The organism is Paenibacillus artemisiicola, assembly GCF_017652985.1.
In the GTDB taxonomy this organism is placed as follows: Bacteria; Bacillota; Bacilli; order Paenibacillales; family Paenibacillaceae; genus Paenibacillus_Z; species Paenibacillus_Z artemisiicola.
This window is the reverse complement of sequence record NZ_JAGGDJ010000030.1, coordinates 46,772-66,662: the sequence shown is the minus strand read 5'-3', so window position 1 is coordinate 66,662 and position 19,891 is coordinate 46,772. Positions and strand designations below refer to the sequence as shown.

The window sequence follows — 19,891 nt, the reverse complement described above, 5'->3', positions numbered from 1 at the left end:
AGCCGCGGCGCCGCTGCGGTAGCCGAAGCCGCCGGTCGCCCCCGGAGCGCTCGCGCGGCTGCCGCCGAAGCCGAAGCCGCCGCCGGCCGGGCGGCCGCGTCCGACCGCGGACGCGTCGTTCTTCAGCTCGTCCGGCACTTCCTTCAGGAAGCGCGACGCCATGTTGGCGTTCGTCCGGCCGAACAGCGTCCGCGTCCGCGCGCAGGTCAGGAACAGCTGCTTCTCCGCGCGGGTAATGCCGACGTACGCGAGGCGGCGTTCCTCCTCGAGCTCGTCGTTGTCGTTCAGCGCGCGGCTGTGCGGAAAGACGCCCTCCTCCATCCCGATGATGAACACGATCGGGAATTCAAGACCTTTGGCGCTGTGCATCGTCATCAGGACGACGGCATCCTTCACCCCGCCTTCCGGCTCCTCCGCGTCCATCGTGTCGATGTCGGCGATGAGCGCAAGGTCCGTCAAGAACGAGACGAGCGACTTGTCCTCGTTGCGCTTCTCGAAATCCTGCGTCACGGACAGGAACTCTTCGATGTTTTCGAGACGCGCTTTCGATTCCAGCGTGTTCTCGCGTTCCAGTTCCTCGCGGTAGCCGCTAAGCTCGAGGATTTTCTCGGTCAGCTCCGTCACGGACAAGTATTCCACCATCCGCGTCAGGTTAAGAATGATCTCCCGGAACTCCGCGAGCGCCGTGCGCGCCCGTCCCGTCACGTCGAGCCAGTCCAACTGCTCCAGGAGGTTAAAGACGGACACGCCGCGAAGCCCCGCTTCGTCGAGCAGCTTGCCCACCGTCGTGTCGCCGATGCCCCGCTTCGGCACGTTGACGATCCGCTGGAAGCTGATGTCGTCGTCCGGGTTGGAGATCAGCCGCAGGTACGCCAGCAGGTCCTTGATCTCTTTGCGGTCGTAGAACTTCACGCCCCCGACGATTTGGTACGGAATATCGGATTTGATCAGCGTTTCCTCGATGACCCGCGACTGGGCGTTCGTCCGGTACAGAATGGCGTGATCGGCGAATTTCTTCCCTTTGTTCACTTGCTGCCGGATCTGCCCCGTGACGAAATAGCCTTCGTCGTGCTCGGTGTCCGCCTGGTACACCGTGATCGACTCGCCCTCGCCCTGATCCGTCCACAGCTTCTTGTCCTTGCGGCCGGTGTTCAGCTTGATGACGGCGTTCGCCGCGTTCAAAATATTCGACGTGGAGCGATAGTTCTGCTCGAGCAGAATCGTCTTCGCCTCCGGATAGTCTTCCTCGAAATTCAAAATATTCGTGATGTCCGCGCCGCGCCAGCGATAAATCGACTGGTCGCTGTCTCCGACGACGCAAATGTTGTGATGCTTATCGGCGAGCATCTTGCACAGCATGTACTGCGCGCGGTTCGTATCTTGGTATTCGTCGACGTGAATGTAGCGGAATTTGTTCTGATAGAAGGCCAGCACGTCCGGCTCGTCCTTGAACAGCTGGATGGTCTTCATGATCAGGTCGTCGAAGTCGAGGGAATTGTTGCTCTTCAGCTTCTTCTGGTAGAGGGTATATACTTTGGAGACGATGCCGTCGAAATAATCGCCGATCTTGAGCTCGAATTGCTCCGGCGAGATCAATTCGTTCTTGGCTCCGCCGAGCGCCGCCTGCACGCTCTTCGGTTCGAACTTTTTCGTGTCGATGTTGAGCTCCTTCATGCAGGTCCGGATGACCGACAGCTGGTCGGCGGAATCCAGGATGGAGAAGCTGTTCGTGAACCCGATCCGTCCGATGTCGCGGCGCAAAATCCGCACGCACATCGAGTGGAACGTGGACACCCAAATATCTTGCGCGGTCGGCCCGACGAGGACGCCGACCCGCTGCTGCATTTCCCGTGCCGCTTTATTCGTAAAGGTAATCGCCAGGATGCTCCACGGCGCCACGCGTCTCTTCTCGAGCAAATAGGCGATGCGGTGCGTCAGCACGCGCGTCTTGCCGCTTCCCGCCCCCGCCATGATAAGCAGCGGCCCTTCCGTCGCCTGAACGGCCGCGCGCTGCGGCGGATTCAGCCTGCCGACAGCCTGATCGATGCTGAAATCATTGATCATAATGAATGAAAACTCCTTTGCTTTGTTCGCCTTTGTTCGCCTAATTCCAGTCTAGACAACCGCTCGGGCCGTGTCAATTAGAATCGGATGGGTAGGGATCAAACGAAAAACGGCCATGAAAAACGAAAGCCCGTTCGTTTTCACAGCCGTAAATTGTGTGCATCCCCTAGCCTCTAGCCAATTCTAGCCGACGGGCGGCACGTTCGCCACCGCCGCGACCGTCGAAAGCGCCGCCGCCAGGTCATCGTAGATCACGTTGCCGACGATGACGGTATGCGCCGCCTCCGCGGCCAACCTCGCCTTCTCGGGACCGTCGATGCCCCCGCCGTAAAAAATCCGCGCCCCCGTCGTCAGCCTCGCCGCGCGCTTGACGAGCGCCATGTCGCCGAACACCCCGCTGTACTCCAAATAAATGATGGGGAGCCGCATGAGCCTGTCCGCCATGTAGAGATGCGCCGTCACGGTTTCCGCGTCGAGGGACGAACGCGCCCCCGTCAGCTTGGCGGCCTCGGCGTCCCCGTTCAAAATCAGGTAGCCCTCCGCCGACGTCTCCTCCCACGGGATGAACGCGCCGAATTTGCGAAGCGCGCCGATCTGGCGGCCCGTCGTCCATTCCGAGCGGTCCGTGTTCAGCACGAGCGGCACGAAATAGTGGTCGAAGCCGGGCACGGCCGCTTCCTCGCTGGATACCTCCAGCGCGCATGGCACCTCGTAGCGCCGGATGCGCGACATGAGGTCCACCGTGTTGTCGAAGGTCACGCCGGTCGAGCCGCCCACGATGACGGCGTCCGTGCCGGACATGCAGATCGCGTCCAGACGGTCGTCGTCGATCTCCCGGTCGGGGTCGAGCTTGAAGGCGTGCCGCCATTGTTTGTAAATCGCCGTTTGCCGGTCCATGTCAGCCTCCATCGTCGTGTCGCGTCCGTTCGTTCGCGGCGTTAAAGATTAAGCGCCTCGATGCGCTGCATCACCGCGAATTCGTTCGGGTAAATCATCAGGTATTCCGTCAGTCCGACCATGCGGAACAACTTCTCGTAGTGGGGCGTGACGCCCCAGGAGAACGTATGGACGCCCGCCTTGCTCCCCATGCGGGCCAGCCGGATCAGCACGGCCATTCCGCCGCTGTTGATATAGACCACCTTCGATAAATCCAGCGCCAGAAAGCGGATGCCGCGTCCCAGCTCCGTTTCCTGCTCCAAGCCCGCGATCAGCTTGGCTTCCGCCGACTTGGTCAGATCGCCGCTCAATTCGAGCACCATGCCGTTCGGAAACTTGCGCGTATGCATCATGAACGGTTGTTCCGCCACTCGGTTCCACTCCCTTTCTATATCGGCTGCCCTTCCGCCGCTTCCGTCGATTTGCGCATGAAATACAGTTCGGTGTAGAACCCGCGCTCGTCGCGCCCCGTCGTCCAATAATCGGCGAGCGTGTCGATCATGACAAGCCCCCAGCCGCGGGGATCCTCGGATTCCAGCTTCTTGCGCATTTCGTCCTCGTCCCGGGAGAGACGCGGGAAGTAGCCCCCGCCTTCGTCGTACACGCGGCAGACCGCCAGCATGCCGCCGATTTGGGCGATGAGCGTCACGTATTTGTTCGGCTGCAGCTTGTTGCCGTGTTCAATGGCGTTAATCATCGCTTCGCAGACCGCGGTTTGCACGTCTTCGCGAATGTCGCACTCCGGCCAGCGCTCCGCGATCCAATCGCCGAGCTTCAGCGCGATGAGGCGTTCGTCGCCGAGCTTGCTGCGGAGCGACCACTCCCGCGACATGAACGGGTTGTCGAACGCGCTGGCCGCGGCGCCCTGCTCGCCCGAAACCAAATTCAGCTTCGCGAGCACGCTCCGGTATTCGCCGGCCAGCTCCAGCACGACGACCGTCCGGTCGTCCTGCCCGGGGCCGCTTTCCTTGTCCATGCGGGCCAGCCAATCGTCGACGACGTCGGCGAGGTCCGCGGCAGGCTCCCAGGTCGCGATCTCGGCTTCCAAGCCGTCGAAGCTGTACATGTCCCCTTGCCGGTTCACGGCTTCGATCAAACCGTCCGTATACAGCAGGAAGCGGTCGCCGTCCTCGAGCTGCAGGCTGATTTCGTCGTACGACGCTTCCGGGTCGATGCCGATCGGCAGCGAGCTGCAGTCCACCGCCTTGAAGCGGCCGTCCTTGGCGACGACGTACGGGGACAGATGCCCCGCGCTCGCGTACTGCACCTGGTTGTTCGTCAGGTCGATGACGCCGACGCCGATCGTCACGGAGCCCTCCTCGCCCATCGCTTCGCACAGCTGCCGGTTCATGCGCGCGAGCACCTCGGAGGGGCTGCCGTTGCGGCGGATCTCCGAGCGGAAGACGAGCAGCTGGGCGGACATGAGCAGCGCCGCGGGCAAGCCTTTGCCGGATACGTCGCCGATCATGATCGCGAAGCGGCTCGGGCCGAGCGAGACCACGTCGAAGAAATCCCCGCCGACCTCCCGGTAGGACTGGCAGCGCGCCGTGATCCGGTAAGCGCCGATGGTCAAGTCGCCGGGCGGCAGCAGCTTCTGCTGCACGTTGTAGGCCAGCTTCAGCTCGCGCTCGAGCGATTCGTATTCCCGGTTGATCCGGGTTTGAAGCTCCCGGTACGCGATGGCGAGCTCCCCCGCTTCGTCGTGCAGAATCGGCCCCGCTTCGTGCAGCGGGAGTCCGTAGCCCCCGACGAGGCCCCGGATGCCGCGGACCAATCCCCGCAGCTCCTGACGGAATTGCATCGTCACGTAGCTGAATAAGCTTAACCCCATTATAAAATAAAACAGCGCGATGATGCCAAATTTGTACGGGTCCATCGCCTGATGCGGCCGCGCGGTGACGATGGCCAGCTGCAGCAGGCTCAGAATCGTGACGATGAACGTGCACGTGTACGTAATGACCAGCGGCTGCGCGACGGACGCCCGCCCGTCGAACCCGCTCGGCAGCGGCTGCAGGCGCATCAGCACGGGACGCAGGATCCGCCGCACGGAAGTGAACAGCACGATCGCGATGAAGATGAACAGGCTCTGCTCGCCCGCCACCGTGCCGAGCAGCCGCAGGCCGTCCGCGTTCTCGTCGAGAAGGTTCCGCACGATGTCGTAGCCGTGAAACGTAAGCGAAAACAGCAGGCCGAACAGAAAGATGCCGCCGAGCAGTTCGTACGGGAGCCTGTACAGCCGAAACAGCGCCGTGTTGGTCTGGCTCTCTTTGCTAGGCTCGTCCTCCCGGCCGAGGCCGATCCGCAGCACCCCGAACACCGGCCTCAGCCGGATCGCGGACGCGATCAGCAGCGCGAAGGCCAGGATGAGCGCGCCCAGGCTGACGATGACGAGCGGGAACGGAAACATGTTTTCGAAATGGGAGGCCAGCAGCGACTCCGCCTGCAAAATAACCACGCCGGCCAGCATCGTGACCAAATAAACGGCGAACAGGCGGTTGAGCAGCATGCCGTTGTGGTAAGCGGCCGGCTTGGGCCGCTTGGCCGTCAGCTCCATAACAGCTGCCTGACTTCCTCGAGCGGTTCGGTGCCGAGCTCCTCCCGGCAGATGCGCTCGAGGCGCCGGTACCAGCCGATCGCTTCGACGCGCCGGCCTCCGCGCAGGCAAAGCCGGATCATCGCTTCGTACGCATCCTCTTGGTTCGGCCGCAGCGCGATCCAATCCGAGACCCGCTGCTCCTCTCGCGCCTCGTCGCCCTGCTCGCCGTAATACGCCGCGAGCCGCTTCAGCATCGTCGTCTGCCGGTCCAGCAGCTGCTCTCGCGTCCGATCCAGCCATTCCGCGTGCGGCAGCTCCGTGGCGAGCATGCCGTAGAGCGGAAGCGCCTTGTCGTACAAGCGCGACGCCGCTTCCCGGTCGTCCATCCAGAGCTGGTCGCCGACGCGCGACAGCGTCATGAACGTCTCGACGTCCACGGCCTCCACCGCGTGCTCGGCGATGCCGACGACGCCCCGCTTGGCGTAGACGGCTTCGTCCTGAAAGCCGATCTCCTTGAGCGCCGAACGCAGGTCGTGCAGCGTGACGTACAGCTGATTGGATCGCTTCGCCGCGTCGCCTTCGCCGAATACCCGCTCGACCACGTGCTCGCGGTTGCTCTTATAACCCGATTGCAGCAGCAGATAGACGAACAGCTCGCCGGCTTTCCGCCGCTTCCAGACCGGCTCGGCCATCGGCCCGTTCCCGGCGCTGAAGCCGATGCCGTCGAACAGCTTGATCGTCCATTTCGCCGCGCTCTGCGGCTCGCCGCCTTCTTCGCGGCCGCTCGGCGCCTGCCGCGGCGCATGGCCGCGATCCGCCCTCGCTTCCGGCGCGGCAGCCGGGACCGGAGCCGCGGCGGCGACCGCCGCATCGAGCCGCTCCCGCAGCTCGCCCGCGAGCCGCTCGAGCTCCGGCGTCGACAACAGCCGGCGCTGACGGTCGAACGACCGCAGCGCGTTCGCCGCCGCATCCGTCTGACCTTCCGCGAGCAGCCGCCCAATGGCGGCCGACGCGGCGTACAAGCCGCTCTCGATATCGTCGGCAAGCTCCTCCGGCAGCTGCTCTTCCGCTTGGTTCAGCAGCACCGCCTTGCCGAGGTAGGCGTACCGGACCGGCATGTCGGCGCAGAGCCCGGCATCGGGCGTCCCGCTCCCCAGCAGGCGCGCGACCGCCGCGGCGAGCGGCTGCTCGGCCGTATGCCGTTTCAGCCAATTGATCCAAAACGGCCACTCCGGATTGGCCCGCGCCTCGCGGTCGAACAGCAGCGCGTCCAGCAGCACGAAGCCCGCCCACAGCGCCCGCCCTTCTTCCCGGAAGCGTTCCGCGGCCGCGAACAGCAAGCTCCGCGCCTCGTCGAACCGGGAAGCCGGCTCCGCGCCGCCCGCGGCCGCCCGCGCGAGCGCCCACGGCACGAAGCCGCTGCAGCTCTCCGGGTTGCGCGCCCATTCCTGCGCGAGCAGCGACAGGAACGGCTTCGACTCGTGCCGATCCCCGACCTGCACGTGCAGCAGGCCGAGCATGGCCATCATCGTCAGCATGGCGGATTCGTCCGCTTGCGCCGCGAAGCCGCGCAGCGCGGCTTCCAGCCGCTGCTTCGTCTCCATCAGCCGCCCGTTCAGCAGCCCGTTCTCGCATTCCGCGCGCAGCAATAACGGCGATTTCATGCGTATATCGGCCGGAATGGCCAGCAGCTGCCCGATCGGCAGCATCTGGCCGTCCAGTATCGTTTGTTCGGCTTTCATCACGTGGCCCAGCCAATGATCCTGCTGCGAGGCTCGTTTGTTTTTCTGATTCATAAGGCACCCTCACCGCGCTTCCTTTATTCGCCGCCCGGGCATCGCGATCGATGGCAATCCGTCGAACGGCTCATTCCCGGCGCTAATAGTTGCTACTATTCGCCCCGAGGTCCGCGAAATCCTCTTGCGTCGCCCGATCTGGCTATATTTGTGCAAGTGCGCGGACGCCTATATGCAAAAGGAGAGACCTGGTCCGCAGGTCTCTCGCATGCGTCGTGCTATTTCGCCAGCTGGCCTCTCGTGACGCCCAGCTGATTGATCGCCTTCAGGCTGCGCCACACCTGCGTGCCGCCGATGCGGCCGGCGAGCGCCGCGCTGTACAGCTCGATGACCTCTTCGACCTTATCGGCCGTTTCTTCCAAAAACTCGATCCGGAAATGATTAACGCCCAAATCCCGGAATTGAACCATGTACTCCGCGCCGGACTGCTCGATGGCGTTGTACACCGTGTTCCGGCAGCCTTCGTCGACCCGGACGGGGTGGGACATGCCGATCCGGTCCTGCAGCGACGCGCGGTGTTCCTCGCACGGACGGCCGCAGTTCGTGTAATCCGTTCCTTCGCTCATGAAGGTGCAGTAGACGCAGTGCTCCGTATGGAACATCGGCAGATGCTGGTGGATGACCACCTCGGTGCGCGACGCGTCGCTGCTTCGCAGCAGGTCGAGCATTTGCTGCACGTTTAGGTCGTACGACGGCGTAATGACGTCGCAGCCCGCGTCCAGGAACAGATCCGAGGCCTTGTGATTGGCCACGTTCAGCGAGAAATCGCCGATCAGCCGCGGGAACGGCTCGAGCGGGTTCGCCGCTTTGGCGCGGAGGTAGTAATACAGCGCGCCCGTGTTGCGGACGAGCACCGCGTCCGGCTTCAGCTTCAAAATGTTGGCGTGGTACCCGTTCTCGCCCGGCATATGGATCCGCGGCGTCGCCAGCGCGATCGGCTTGCCCGCGCTCCGCGCCAAGGCCATCGCGGCGGGAAACTGCTTGATGAACTCGAAATCGGCATAGACCATGCCGACGCGTTCATTGCGCACCGCCGCTTCCAACTGCGCCAAGCTCCGGCACAGCACCGTGAGCTTGGCGCCCGGCTCATCCGCCGCGGCGGCAGGCGAAGCCTCGCCCCCGGCAGCGCGCGCGGCGGCATGGCCGCCCCGCGCGTCCGCGTACGCGTCGACTTCGCGCTTGATATACGCGGGCGGCTTCGGCCGTTCGCCCGCCAGCGCTTCCGCGGCCTCGCGCCGCATCCGGTTCAGCTCGCGCATCGGCACGATGAGATCGCCGCTCAGCTGCACGTCGAGCGTCTCGAGCTGATACACCGTGCCGCCGAGCCGGCCGAACTGCTCCCGCAGCAGCGCTTCGTCCATCGGCCGTTTCGACGCATGCTCGAGCGGCAGCTCCGACAGCACCTCGACCGAATTCCCCTTCTCGACGTCGGTCCAGCGCGTGCGGAGCGGCTGCCCTTCCGCGCCTTCGACCTCGACGCGCAGCGGGAAGACCCGGTACGGCTTCTCCGTCTCGAACGTCGCGCGCAGGCGCTTGTCGAGCGCGGGATCGCTCGTCTTCCAGATCCGGTCGCCGACGTGCACGCGGCGCAGGTCGATGTCGTTGCGGCCCGGCACCAGCTCCAGCACCGTGCCTTCCTGGGCTTCGCCCTCCAGCTTCACGCCCTGGCGGCGCAGGTCGTAGACGCGGCCGCCCTCTTCCTTCTTCGTCGGATCGCCGGCGTCGAAGACGATGCCGTCCCCGCGCTTCAGCGGCGCCTCGACGCGGCAGACGACGGCGTCGCGCAGCACGCGCTCGACGCGGCCGAGGTAGACGCCGCGGCTCTTCGGAAACGTGCCTTCCACGAGCTTCTTGTTGTTCGTGCCTTCCAGGAAGCCGGTCGTGAAGCCGCGGGAGAAGCTTTGCTGCAGCTCGCGGATCTCTTCCTTGGACGGGGCGGAGCGGTCGCCGTCGAAATACTTGTCGATCGCGCGGCGGTACTTGCCGACCACGTTCGCGACGTATTCGGGGCTCTTCAGGCGTCCTTCGATCTTGAACGAGGAGACGCCCGCTTCGATCAGCTCGGGCACGAGCTCGACGGCCGCCAGATCCTTCGGCGAAAGCAGGTACGCCACGTCGCCCATCGGCTTCTGTTCGCCGTCCACCATGAGGTCGTACGGCAAGCGGCACGCCTGCGCGCATTCGCCGCGGTTAGCGGAGCGCCCGCCCCACATTTCGGAGGTAAGGCATTGCCCCGAGTACGACACGCAGAGCGCGCCGTGCACGAACACTTCCATCGGCAGCTTCGCCTGCTCGCCGATCGTCTTGATTTGCTTCAAATTGTTTTCGCGGCCGAGCACGACCCGCTCGATGTCGAACGGTTTCGTGAATTCCACCGCCTCCGGCGACGTGATCGTCATCTGCGTGGAGCCGTGAATCGGGAAATCCGGCGACAGCTCGCGGATCAGCTTCACGAGTCCGAGGTCCTGGACGATGACCGCGTCGACGCCCGCATCGATGCAGGCTTCCATGAGCCGCTTCGCGTCTTCCAATTCGTTTTCGAAGACCAATATATTAAACGTCAAAAATCCTTTCACGCCGTAGCTGTGCAGGAACGCCATGATTTCCGGCAGCTCGTCCGTCTGGAAATTGTTCGCCCGCGCCCGCGCGTTGAACTTCTCCACGCCGAAAAATATGGCGTCGGCCCCGTTCGCCACGGCCGCCCGCATGCAATCCCAGTCGCCGGCCGGCGCCAGCAGCTCGACGTCTTGCCGTTTGATCGTTGTCATCTTTACTTCCGCCATCCTATCTTTCAATTCGCTTATTTATTGTAAGTGTACCAGAGCGGGCGTCTAAACAAAAGCCGCCTGCAAGGAGGAAACGGCTGGGGACGCGCATTCCTTCGCCGCGCGGCGAAAAAAGCAAGCGCCGCTGCGCGCCGAATCGAACACGGTGCGTAGCGGCGCTTCTTAAGCGAGCGCTTCGTATTGAAGATGAAAATTTAGTTATTGAATTTGAAAGTATTGATGACGCCTTCGATCTTGCCGCGATTCGCATCCGTGTAAGCCGCTTTATCGAGCGTGTAAGTCAGCAGATACGTCTTGCCGTTATGATCCAGCGCGAGGTAGGTAATGACTTGCGGGATGTCCAAATTGTCCAAGCCCACCGCGATTTTGTAGGCCGTCGCGCCGCCGATCGTCGTCGTCGTGCTGGACAGGACCGTTGCGCCGGCTTTCTTCAGATCGGGATCCGTACCGACGGCCTCCGTGATCGCTTGCGGATAGTCGCTGGCCGCAAGTTCGCCGCCGACGGAGATGCCGAAGCTGCCGTAAGGCATGCCGTATTCGACTTCGTCCGCCTCGAAATCCTTCTTGCTGCCGTACCAGGATTGCGGAAGCGTGATGGAGTAGCCGTACGTTTTGCTCGTTTTCGTCACGGTCAGATCGTTCAGCGCGTCGGTATCGTCGAGTTCGCTGAAGTTCTTCTCGACGAACGCGATATCGATATCGAGCGATCCGACGATTTGATTATACAGCGTGTCGCCTTTGGTCGTGCCGTCGATCTTGTAGAAGAAGTTCGCTTCGTACTTATGCGTGCCGGAGACGAAGAAAATCTCGTATTCCTTGTACCACGTCTTCTTGTCCCACGAATATTCGTAGCTCAGGACCTGGGCCGGTCCGTCCGCCAGCTGAATCGTGGATTCGTTCGTACTGCGCACGTAATCCGATTGGAACTCGTTCTCCAGCTCTTTGCGGCTGCGATCGAGCCAAGCCTCGGCGGTATCCCCCGGCGCCAGGGAGCTGATTTGGAAATCCATGAAGCCGTCTTCGCTCACGAACGTCGGGTTCGCGCTTTTATCGTCGCGGAACCAGTTGACCGGCAGCTTGACCGCCAAGCCGTAATCCTTGTCGACCGCGGTGTAGAAGCCGTCCTTCACGCGGGTAATGTCCTTCACCGACTTGTCGCCGGACGGGAACGACGGTTTGAAGCTGTCCAGCATGCTCTTGTACGCGTTCAAGTCGTCGCGGGAATCGGATTTTACGCCGGCCGCGATCAAGTAGATGCGGTTTTGCGCTTGGAACGCGTGGTATTCGAAATACCAGCCGTTGCGGTCGCGGCTGACCGTCTTCTCGTAGCTCAAGCCGCCTGCGTTCACCGTCGTCGATTCGACGGCGAACTCGGTCTCGTTGAAATACTCCTGGATATGGTCGCGAACTTCTTGGCGCGTATATGCTTGATCGATTTCCTCGATCGCCAAGTAGATGCTTCTGTCTTCGGCAACGGACGTCCAGATCAGCTGGCTGCCGTTATCGCTTTGATCCGCAAGGGCGAGGTCGGACGGGTAGTTCATGGACCAGCCGTAGTAGCTGTCCCCGACCTTGGTTTTGCCGGCGTCGGAATCGATGCCCGAGGTATTGTTTCCGGTGCCCGTCGACGCGGATTCCGCCTTGAAGCCCTTGATCGTGATGTTGTTCCCGCTCAGGTTCAGCGTCGCGCCGAACGCCGACACGATGACGCGCAGCGGCACCATCGTCACGCTGTTCACGATTTTCGGCTCGGCCGCCAGCGCGACCGCGCCGCCGTTGACTTTGACCGTCTTGCTGCCGATCGTCAGGACGACGGTCGTTTTATTGTAAGACAGCGTGATGATTTTGTTTTTCTCCAGCTTGAGGCCGGCGCCGAACGCCTTGGTGATGACGCTGAGCGGCACCATCGTCGTGCCGTTCGATTTGAACGGCTTCTGGATCGTCGAGGTCGCGCCGTTGACGGAAAGCGTCGGGCTGCCGATGGCCAGCTTGATTTCAAGCGGTTCGGCGGCTGCGCCCGCGACTGCGGGCGCAAGCGCGAAAAGCATACAGGCGGTAATGAGCAAAGCGAGCAGCTTCTTCTTCATAATCTTGATCGTCTCTCCCCGATAATGGATAGTAGGATGAATGCTTGAATTATTGTTCCGTGGACAGCACGAGTTTCTTCGTGACCAGGTCCCCGTCCGTTTGAACCAGGACTTGAACGGTCTGTCCGGGCAGATACGACTTCAACAGCTCGTTGACCTCCGCGATGGACGATACTTGCTTGCCGGCGATCGAGTAGATCTGATCTCCCTGCCGCAGGCCGATGTTCTTCGCGCCCGCGCCCCAGACGGATTTGACGGCGAGCGGTTCCGTCGTCGGAAGCCCGACGACGGCCGACCAGCTCTCCTCCAGCTCGACGCCGAGGGAAGGCCGCATGACGCGGCCGTATTTGAAAAATTGATTGACGACGTAGCGCACGGTATCGGTCGGAATCGAGAAGCCGAGGCTTTCGATGCCGTCGCTGACGAATTTGAGCGAATTGATGCCGATGACCTCGCCCTTCAAATTGACGAGCGGTCCGCCGCTGTTGCCGGGATTGATGGCCGCGTCCGTCTGCAGCAGCTTGTAGTACGAGGACACGGAACGGTTCATGCCGCTCAGCACCCCCGTCGTCGCCGTATTGCGCAGCGAGAAGGATACCGGCGTGCCGATGGCGATGACCGTCTCCCCGACCGACAGCTGCAACGGTACCGGCGCGAATGCGGCCGGCTTCAAATTCGTCGCGTTGATTTTGACCAGCGCCAGGTCGCTCGTCTCGTCGATGTTCATGCGCTTGCCTTGGTACTCCTTGCCGTCGGCGGTCACGACCACGATGTTGCTCATGTCCTTGACCACGTGGGCGTTGGTGACGATCCACCCGTCGGACTTCCAGATGACGCCCGTCCCGTGCTCCAGGGCGAACCGGTCGTCCGTGTACTTGCCGATGATGCCTACGACGGATGGCGACACGTTCTTGATGACGTCCGGGACCTGCGACTGGGTCTGCGGCGGCGTATAGGCGTAGCTGTGCGTCTTGGCATCGTACGCGCCGGTGCCGCCCAGCGACTTCATCAGCGAGCTCGCCTTCACGTACACCTCGCCGTCAATCACTTTCGCGTCCAGCCGGGACGCGCCCGTGCCGCCGGCCGCCCACGCGGTTCCGGTCATGAGGAGCGCTCCGGCAACGATGATGCCTGCCAGCCGTAAACCCTTGTGCCTCACTGTATGCTCCTCCATTCATGGCTCTAGTAATTTTTGCTAGTTTTACTAGGTCCACTTTACTATAACTGTCTAAAAATAACAATAATGGACTAAAAATGATAAGCGGTTTCATTTTTGTCCATTATGTATGCTTTTTTGTCATTGGCCTGCCGGAATCTTACCCTTGCAAATTGCCCATGCTATAATGAATTGCAGACCCGCAATACATATCCATTTGGGAGGTAACCATACACGTATGAAACTCGGAGTATTCGCCGTTCTATTCGCGCAAAAATCGTTTGAAGACGCGCTCGACTACATCGCCGCCAAAGGCCTGGACGCCGTCGAAATCGGCACGGGCGGCTATCCCGGCAACGCGCACTGCGACCCGGACGCGCTGCTTGCCGACGAAAGCAAGCTGAAAGCGTTTAAAGAAGCGGTCGATTCCCGCGGCTTGACGATCAGCGCGCTCAGCTGCCACGCGAACCCGCTGCACCCGCAAAAAGCAATTTCCAGCGAACACGACGCCATCATCCGCAAGACGATCGCGCTCGCTTCCAAGCTGGGCGTTCCGGTCGTGAACACGTTCTCCGGCTGCCCGGGCGACCACGAGGATGCCAAGTATCCGAACTGGCCGGTCGCGCCTTGGCCGAACGACTATCAAGAAATCCTGGACTGGCAGTGGGAAAACAAAGTCATCCCGTACTGGACCGAGATCGGCAAGCTCGCGACGGAAAGCAACGTCAAAATCGGCCTCGAGCTGCACGGCGGCTTCTCCGTTCATACGCCTGCGACGCTGCTTCGCCTCCGCGAAGCGGCCGGCGACGCGATCGGCGCCAACCTCGACCCGAGCCACATGTGGTGGCAGGGCATCGACCCGGTTCAAGCGATCCATATCCTGGGCCGCGCCGGCGCGATTCACCACTTCCACGCGAAGGACACGTCGATCGATCCGGTCAACGTCAACCGCCACGGCGTCACGGACATGCAGTCCTACACGCTCATGCTTGACCGCGCATGGCAGTTCCGCACGGTCGGCTTCGGCCACGACATGAAGGTCTGGTCCGACATTATCAGCGCGCTTCGCCTCGTCGGCTACGACTACGTCGTCAGCATCGAGCACGAAGACGGCCTGATGTCCGTGGACGAAGGCTTCACGAAAGCCGTCCAAAACCTCCAATCCGTACTCATTCGCGAGCCGCTCGGCGAGATGTGGTGGGTATAAGCGTTCGAACGAACGCGAAAAGCTCCGGCCGATTGCCGGAGCTTTTTTGTACGGGTATAGCTGCTCGAAAAGGATAAGACGGAACGCAAAAGGCCGGCGGATTCTTGGGCTTCAAGAATCGCCGGCCTTGCATGCTCGTCCGAGCAGTCCGTTCATTGCGCTTCGCGCGGGAGTCTTACGACGCCCAAACTTTGAAGATCATCACGTAGTTCGCGAACAGGAATACGAGCAGCGACACCGTCGTCCAGCCGATCGCGAATTTATTTTTCTTCGGACTCGTGATCAGCCGAATCCATCCGATGAAGATGACGATCGTGAACAGCAGCATCATGATATCCATGGGATCGAATTTCGCGAGTGCCGTTGTTGCAGTCTCAGCAAGATACATGGGGGGAGATCCTCCTTCGTTTTCGCACGTAGCCTATATTACTTATGTTAGCCTCATCACGGGTCCGTTGCAAGCCGCAATTGGGAATCGTAACAAGTTTGTCACCATTTTCCGGAAGACGTTTCGCTTATTATAAACGATCGGCCTTCTAAATATAACAAACTCTTATAGGTATGGCGCCGCTTTTCATTGTCGGTCACCCGGAAGTATGATACGATTCAAGTAATGATTTCATACAAAAATCGTCGGAATTGGCCCTGGCCGTGACGGCCGGGCTACATCACCCAAGGAGGAACAATGAACCATGGCCTATGAAGCCGTATGGATGAACAACCCGGATAAATTGAATAAATTCGAGTTCGTCAAACGGGAAAAGGACGGTCTCGACGTCATTCGCACCATCATCGACCAATATGCGAAGGAAGGCTATGCCTCCATCCCCGAGGACGACATGAACCGGTTCAAATGGGCGGGCGTCTATGAGCAAAAACCGAAGGACGGCCACTTCATGATGCGGATCCGGATAAACACCGGCATTATGACATCCGCGCAAGCGCGCGCAATCGCTTCCATCGGCCGCGACTACGGCCGCGACCTGATCGACGTCACGACGCGCCAAGCGATTCAGTACCACTGGCTGAGGGTCGAGAACCTGCCGGACATCTTCAAGCGCCTGGAAGCGGTCGGCCTGTATTCGTACGAAGCGTGCGGCGACTGCCCGCGCACGATCGTCGGCAATCCGCTTGCCGGCATCGACCCGAACGAGCTGATGGACACGCGGGAGATCGTCGAGCAAGTCAACGACTTCTACCTACTGAACCGCGACTTCTCCAACCTGCCGCGTAAATATAAAATGTCCATTTCCTCCAACATCTATAACAACGCCAATGCCGAAATCAACGACCTCGCCTTCGCGCCGGCGACGAAAGTCATCGACGGCGAAGAAGTCGTCGGCTTCCACGTCTACGTCGGCGGCGGCCTGTCCGCCAAGCCGCATTTGGCGAAGGAGCTCGACCTGTTCGTGCGTCCCGAAGACGTGCTGAAGGTCTCGATCGGCGTCACGACGATCTTCCGCGACTACGGCTACCGCGAGAAACGCCACCAAGCCCGCCTGAAATTCCTCGTGGCGGATTGGGGACCGGAGAAGTTCCTCGAGAAGCTGAAGGAGATCATCGGCGACATGCCGACTAAAGGCGAGAACAAAATCGTCGGCTGGAATGCCGTCTACTACGACGGCGTCTACCCGCAAAAGGAGAAAGGCTTGAACTTCATCGGCCTGAACGTGCCGGTCGGCCGCACGAACTCTTCGGAGCTGGAGCAGCTGGCGGATGCCGCCGATCAATTCGGCGACGGCACGATCCGGACGACGATGTCGCAAAACATCATCTTGGCCGGCGTTCCGGACGACAAGGTCGAAGCCGCGCTTCAACTGCCGGTGCTGCAGCGCCTATCCCCGAACGCGAAGCCGTTCATGAGCCGGACCGTGTCCTGCACGGGCAACGAGTTCTGCAACCTGGCCGTCGTGGAGACGAAAGAACGCGCGCGCCGCGTCGCGGAATTCCTGGACGAGAACGTACAGCTCGACGAGAAGATCCGCATCCACTTCATCGGCTGCCCGAACGCCTGCGGCCAGAAGCATATCGCGGATATCGGCCTGCAGGGCGCGCTCGTGAAGACGCCGGACGGCATGGTCGACGCGTTCGACATCGCGGTCGGCGGCATCCTCGGCCCTGGCGCCAAGTTTAACCAATCGCTCAAGGGCCGCGTCAAAGGCGACGACCTCGGCGGCGTGCTCGTGCAGCTGATCAACTTCTACAAAGAAGGACGCGAATCCGGCGAGACGTTCCACAACTACGTCAACCGCGTCGGCGTGCCGGCCTTCCAAGAGAAGCTGACCGAAATTTTGGCAAGCTAATCCCAAAAGGATGTTATATACGAATAAAACCGGGGACTCCGCTTCGTGCGGAGTCCCCGGTTTTAGTTTGTCGGCCGGCGGAACGATCTGCCGTGCCGCCAGGCGAAGGCAGAGTCGTGCCTGCTTGCTTATTGTTCGGCTCCGGCCGCGACCCGCTCCACCTCGCGGTGCTGCGCGAGCGTACGCTCGCGGTCCCGGTCCAGAATCGGCTTCAAGTACCGGCCCGTATAAGAGCCATCAACCTTGATCACATCCTCCGGCGTGCCGGTGCCGACGATCAAGCCGCCGTTCTTGCCGCCCTCCGGACCCAAGTCGACCAGATAATCGGCGGTTTTGATGACATCGAGGTTATGCTCGATGACGAGCACGGATTCGCCCGAATCGACCAGACGATGAAGCACGGTGAGCAGCCGGTCGATGTCGTCGACATGCAGCCCCGTCGTCGGCTCGTCGAGAATGTAAAGCATCTTGCCGGTGCTCCGACGGTACAGCTCGGCCGCCAATTTCACGCGCTGCGCCTCGCCGCCCGAGAGCGTCGTGGCCGGCTGACCGAGATTCATGTAGCCGAGGCCCACGTCCAGCAGCGTCTGCAGCTTGCGGTGGATCCGGGGCACGTTCCGGAAGAACTCGCACGCGTCTTCGATCGTCATCTCGAGCAGATCGGCAATGCTCTTGCCTTTGTATTTCACGTCGAGCGTCTCGCGGTTATACCGTTTGCCTTTGCAGATTTCGCAAGGCACATAGACGTCCGGCAGGAAGTGCATCTCGATCTTGATGATGCCGTCGCCGCGGCACGATTCGCAGCGGCCGCCCTTCACGTTGAAACTGAAGCGGCCCTTCTTGTATCCCCGCACCTTCGCTTCGTTCGTCGAGGCGTACAGATCGCGGATATCGTCGAATACGCCCGTATACGTCGCCGGATTGGAGCGCGGCGTCCGGCCGATCGGCGATTGGTCGATGTCGATGACCTTCTCGACGTGCTCGAGGCCGCGGATTTCTTTATGCTCGCCGGGACGGACCTTCGCCTTGTTGAGATCGCGCGCCAGCGTCTTGTACAGGATTTCGTTGACCAGCGTCGATTTGCCGGAGCCGGATACGCCCGTCACCGCCGTGAACACGCCGAGTGGGAACTTGACGTTGACGCCGCGCAGGTTGTTCTCCTTGGCGCCGCGGACTTCCAGCCACTTGCCGTTCGGCTCGCGCCGCTTCAGCGGAACCGGGATGAACTTGCGGCCGCTCAAGTAAGCGCCGGTCAGCGACTGTTCGTCCGCCATGACTTCCTTCGGCGTACCCATCGAGACGACTTGTCCGCCGTGGATGCCCGCGCCCGGTCCGATATCGATGATGTAGTCGCTCGCGAGCATCGTATCCTCGTCATGCTCGACGACGATCAGCGTATTGCCGAGGTCGCGCATATGCTCCAGCGTCTGAATGAGCTTGTCGTTGTCGCGCTGATGAAGCCCGATGCTCGGCTCGTCGAGAATGTACAGCACGCCCATGAGGCTCGAGCCGATCTGCGTCGCCAGCCGGATGCGCTGCGCTTCCCCGCCGGAGAGCGTGCCCGCCGCGCGGCTGAGCGACAAGTATTCCAAGCCGACGTTCACGAGGAAGCCGAGCCGGCTGTTGATTTCTTTCAGGATGAGATGCGCGATCAGCATCTCCTTCTCGTTCAGGCCGAGCTCGCTGAAGAAGCGATCCGCTTCGCCGATGGAGAGCGACGTCACATAGGCGATGTTCTCGCCGCCGATCGTCACCGCCAGGCTTTCCTTCCGCAGGCGCTGTCCTTTGCAGCCGGAGCATGGCTTGGCGCTCATGTACTGCTCGATATATTCGCGGATGCCGTCCGAGCCGGTCTCCCGGTAGCGGCGCTCCAGGTTGTTCACGATGCCCTCGAACGGCACGAGCGCTTCCTTGGCGTGGCCGAAGTCGTTGGTGTACCGGAAGCGGACGCGTTCGCCGCCCGTGCCGTACATCAGCTTCTTCAGCTGCTCCGGCGACAGGTCGTCGACCGGCACGTCCCGCGCGATCCCGAAGTGCTTGCACACCGCGTCCAGAAACTGCGGGTAATAGTTGGACGTGCTGCCCGCCCACGCCTCGAAGGCGCCTTCCGCGATCGACTTGGACCCGTCCGGCACGAGCAGGTCCGGATCGACGATCATCTTCGCCCCCAAGCCGTCGCAGTCCGGGCAAGCGCCGTACGGGCTGTTGAACGAGAACATCCGCGGCGCCAGCTCGTCGATGCTGAAGCCGCACACCGGACACGCCAGGTTCGAGCTGAACAACAGCTCTTCCTTCTCCATGACGTCGACGAGCACCTGGCCGCCGGACAGCTTGAGCGCGGTCTCGAGCGAGTCCGCCAAGCGGCTGTGGATGTCTTCCTTCACCACGATCCGGTCGACGACGACCTCGATGTTATGCTTCTTGTTCTTCTCCAGCTCGATGCTCTCGCTCAGCTCGCGGAGCTCGCCGTTGACGCGCACCCGCACGAAGCCCTGCTTCTGCACGTCCGCCAGCAGCTTGGAATGCTCGCCCTTGCGGCCGGATACGACCGGCGCCAGAATCTGCAGCCGCGTCCGCTCCGGGTATTCCATGATGCGGTCGACCATCTGCTCCACGGTCTGCGACGTGATCTCGATGCCGTGATCCGGGCAGTGCGGCTTGCCGACGCGCGCGAACAGCAGACGCAGGTAATCGTAAATTTCCGTTACGGTGCCGACCGTGGAACGCGGGTTCCGGCTCGTCGTCTTCTGGTCGATGGAGATGGCCGGCGAGAGCCCGTCGATGGAATCGACGTCCGGCTTCTCCATCTGGCCGAGGAATTGGCGCGCGTAAGCGGACAGCGACTCCACGTACCGGCGCTGCCCCTCCGCGTAAATGGTGTCGAAGGCCAGGGAAGACTTGCCGGAGCCGCTCAGGCCCGTCAGCACGACGAATTTGTCGCGGGGAATCGTCACGTCGATGTTCTTGAGATTATGGGCTCGCGCCCCTTTGATTACGATCGAATCACTAGCCACGTTCTT

General features: G+C 61.7%; 12 protein-coding genes. 2 read left to right on the top strand and 10 right to left on the bottom strand.

Annotated features, from left to right (window positions below; translation table 11 throughout):
• The 8 genes from pcrA to I8J29_RS24090 all read right to left on the bottom strand — a co-directional run.
• The coding region (pcrA, locus tag I8J29_RS24125) for a DNA helicase PcrA (RefSeq protein ID WP_208849978.1) at window positions 1–2,064 on the bottom strand (2,064 nt) is incomplete at its 3' end.
• Between the two features lie 183 nt (window positions 2,065–2,247).
• Window positions 2,248–2,961 (bottom strand): heptaprenylglyceryl phosphate synthase, encoded by a 714-nt coding sequence (gene pcrB / locus I8J29_RS24120; RefSeq protein WP_208849977.1) that lies wholly within the window; start codon window positions 2,959–2,961, stop codon window positions 2,248–2,250.
• A gap of 41 nt (window positions 2,962–3,002) precedes the next feature.
• The gene (locus I8J29_RS24115) at window positions 3,003–3,371 is read right to left on the bottom strand and encodes an STAS domain-containing protein (RefSeq protein WP_338113273.1); all 369 of its coding nucleotides are present in this window, start codon (window positions 3,369–3,371) and stop codon (window positions 3,003–3,005) included.
• A gap of 17 nt (window positions 3,372–3,388) precedes the next feature.
• Window positions 3,389–5,554, bottom strand: coding sequence for an ATP-binding SpoIIE family protein phosphatase (locus I8J29_RS24110; RefSeq protein WP_208849976.1), 2,166 nt, complete (start codon window positions 5,552–5,554; stop codon window positions 3,389–3,391).
• Window positions 5,545–7,332, bottom strand: a complete 1,788-nt coding sequence (locus tag I8J29_RS24105; protein WP_208849975.1) for an AfsR/SARP family transcriptional regulator — start codon at window positions 7,330–7,332, stop codon at window positions 5,545–5,547. The genes I8J29_RS24110 and I8J29_RS24105 overlap by 10 nt, the downstream gene beginning before the upstream one ends.
• 218 nt (window positions 7,333–7,550) lie before the next feature.
• Window positions 7,551–10,100, bottom strand: coding sequence for a U32 family peptidase (locus tag I8J29_RS24100; RefSeq protein ID WP_208849974.1), 2,550 nt, complete (start codon window positions 10,098–10,100; stop codon window positions 7,551–7,553).
• A gap of 212 nt (window positions 10,101–10,312) precedes the next feature.
• The gene (locus I8J29_RS24095; RefSeq protein ID WP_208849973.1) at window positions 10,313–12,205 is read right to left on the bottom strand and encodes a stalk domain-containing protein; all 1,893 of its coding nucleotides are present in this window, start codon (window positions 12,203–12,205) and stop codon (window positions 10,313–10,315) included.
• A 49-nt stretch (window positions 12,206–12,254) separates the two neighbouring features.
• Window positions 12,255–13,310, bottom strand: a complete 1,056-nt coding sequence (locus tag I8J29_RS24090; protein WP_240546438.1) for a S1C family serine protease — start codon at window positions 13,308–13,310, stop codon at window positions 12,255–12,257.
• A gap of 289 nt (window positions 13,311–13,599) precedes the next feature.
• On the opposite strand from I8J29_RS24090, the gene I8J29_RS24085 reads away from it, so the two are divergent.
• Complete coding sequence (locus I8J29_RS24085; protein WP_208849971.1) at window positions 13,600–14,568, top strand: sugar phosphate isomerase/epimerase family protein; 969 nt, start codon at window positions 13,600–13,602, stop codon at window positions 14,566–14,568.
• Window positions 14,569–14,743: 175 nt separating this feature from the next.
• Here I8J29_RS24085 and I8J29_RS24080 read toward each other — a convergent pair whose 3' ends face one another.
• Entirely contained in the window at window positions 14,744–14,956 is a 213-nt protein-coding gene (locus tag I8J29_RS24080; protein ID WP_090642659.1) for a hypothetical protein, read from the bottom strand.
• Between the two features lie 304 nt (window positions 14,957–15,260).
• Here I8J29_RS24080 and I8J29_RS24075 point away from each other — a divergent pair, with 304 nt between their 5' ends.
• Complete coding sequence (locus I8J29_RS24075; RefSeq protein WP_208849970.1) at window positions 15,261–16,871, top strand: nitrite/sulfite reductase; 1,611 nt, start codon at window positions 15,261–15,263, stop codon at window positions 16,869–16,871.
• A gap of 128 nt (window positions 16,872–16,999) precedes the next feature.
• Here I8J29_RS24075 and uvrA read toward each other — a convergent pair whose 3' ends face one another.
• Window positions 17,000–19,885 (bottom strand): excinuclease ABC subunit UvrA, encoded by a 2,886-nt coding sequence (gene uvrA / locus I8J29_RS24070; protein WP_208849969.1) that lies wholly within the window; start codon window positions 19,883–19,885, stop codon window positions 17,000–17,002.
• Window positions 19,886–19,891: the final 6 nt, after the last annotated feature.

Coding starts and splice junctions, on each gene's coding strand:
- pcrB (WP_208849977.1), bottom strand. CDS start 2,961: ATGGACCGGCAAACGGCGATTTACAAACAATGGCGGCACGCCTTCAAG.
- I8J29_RS24110 (WP_208849976.1), bottom strand. CDS start 5,554: ATGGAGCTGACGGCCAAGCGGCCCAAGCCGGCCGCTTACCACAACGGC.
- I8J29_RS24105 (WP_208849975.1), bottom strand. CDS start 7,332: ATGAATCAGAAAAACAAACGAGCCTCGCAGCAGGATCATTGGCTGGGC.
- I8J29_RS24100 (WP_208849974.1), bottom strand. CDS start 10,100: ATGACAACGATCAAACGGCAAGACGTCGAGCTGCTGGCGCCGGCCGGC.
- I8J29_RS24095 (WP_208849973.1), bottom strand. CDS start 12,205: ATGAAGAAGAAGCTGCTCGCTTTGCTCATTACCGCCTGTATGCTTTTC.
- I8J29_RS24090 (WP_240546438.1), bottom strand. CDS start 13,310: ATGACCGGAACCGCGTGGGCGGCCGGCGGCACGGGCGCGTCCCGGCTG.
- I8J29_RS24085 (WP_208849971.1), top strand. CDS start 13,600: ATGAAACTCGGAGTATTCGCCGTTCTATTCGCGCAAAAATCGTTTGAA.
- I8J29_RS24080 (WP_090642659.1), bottom strand. CDS start 14,956: ATGTATCTTGCTGAGACTGCAACAACGGCACTCGCGAAATTCGATCCC.
- I8J29_RS24075 (WP_208849970.1), top strand. CDS start 15,261: ATGGCCTATGAAGCCGTATGGATGAACAACCCGGATAAATTGAATAAA.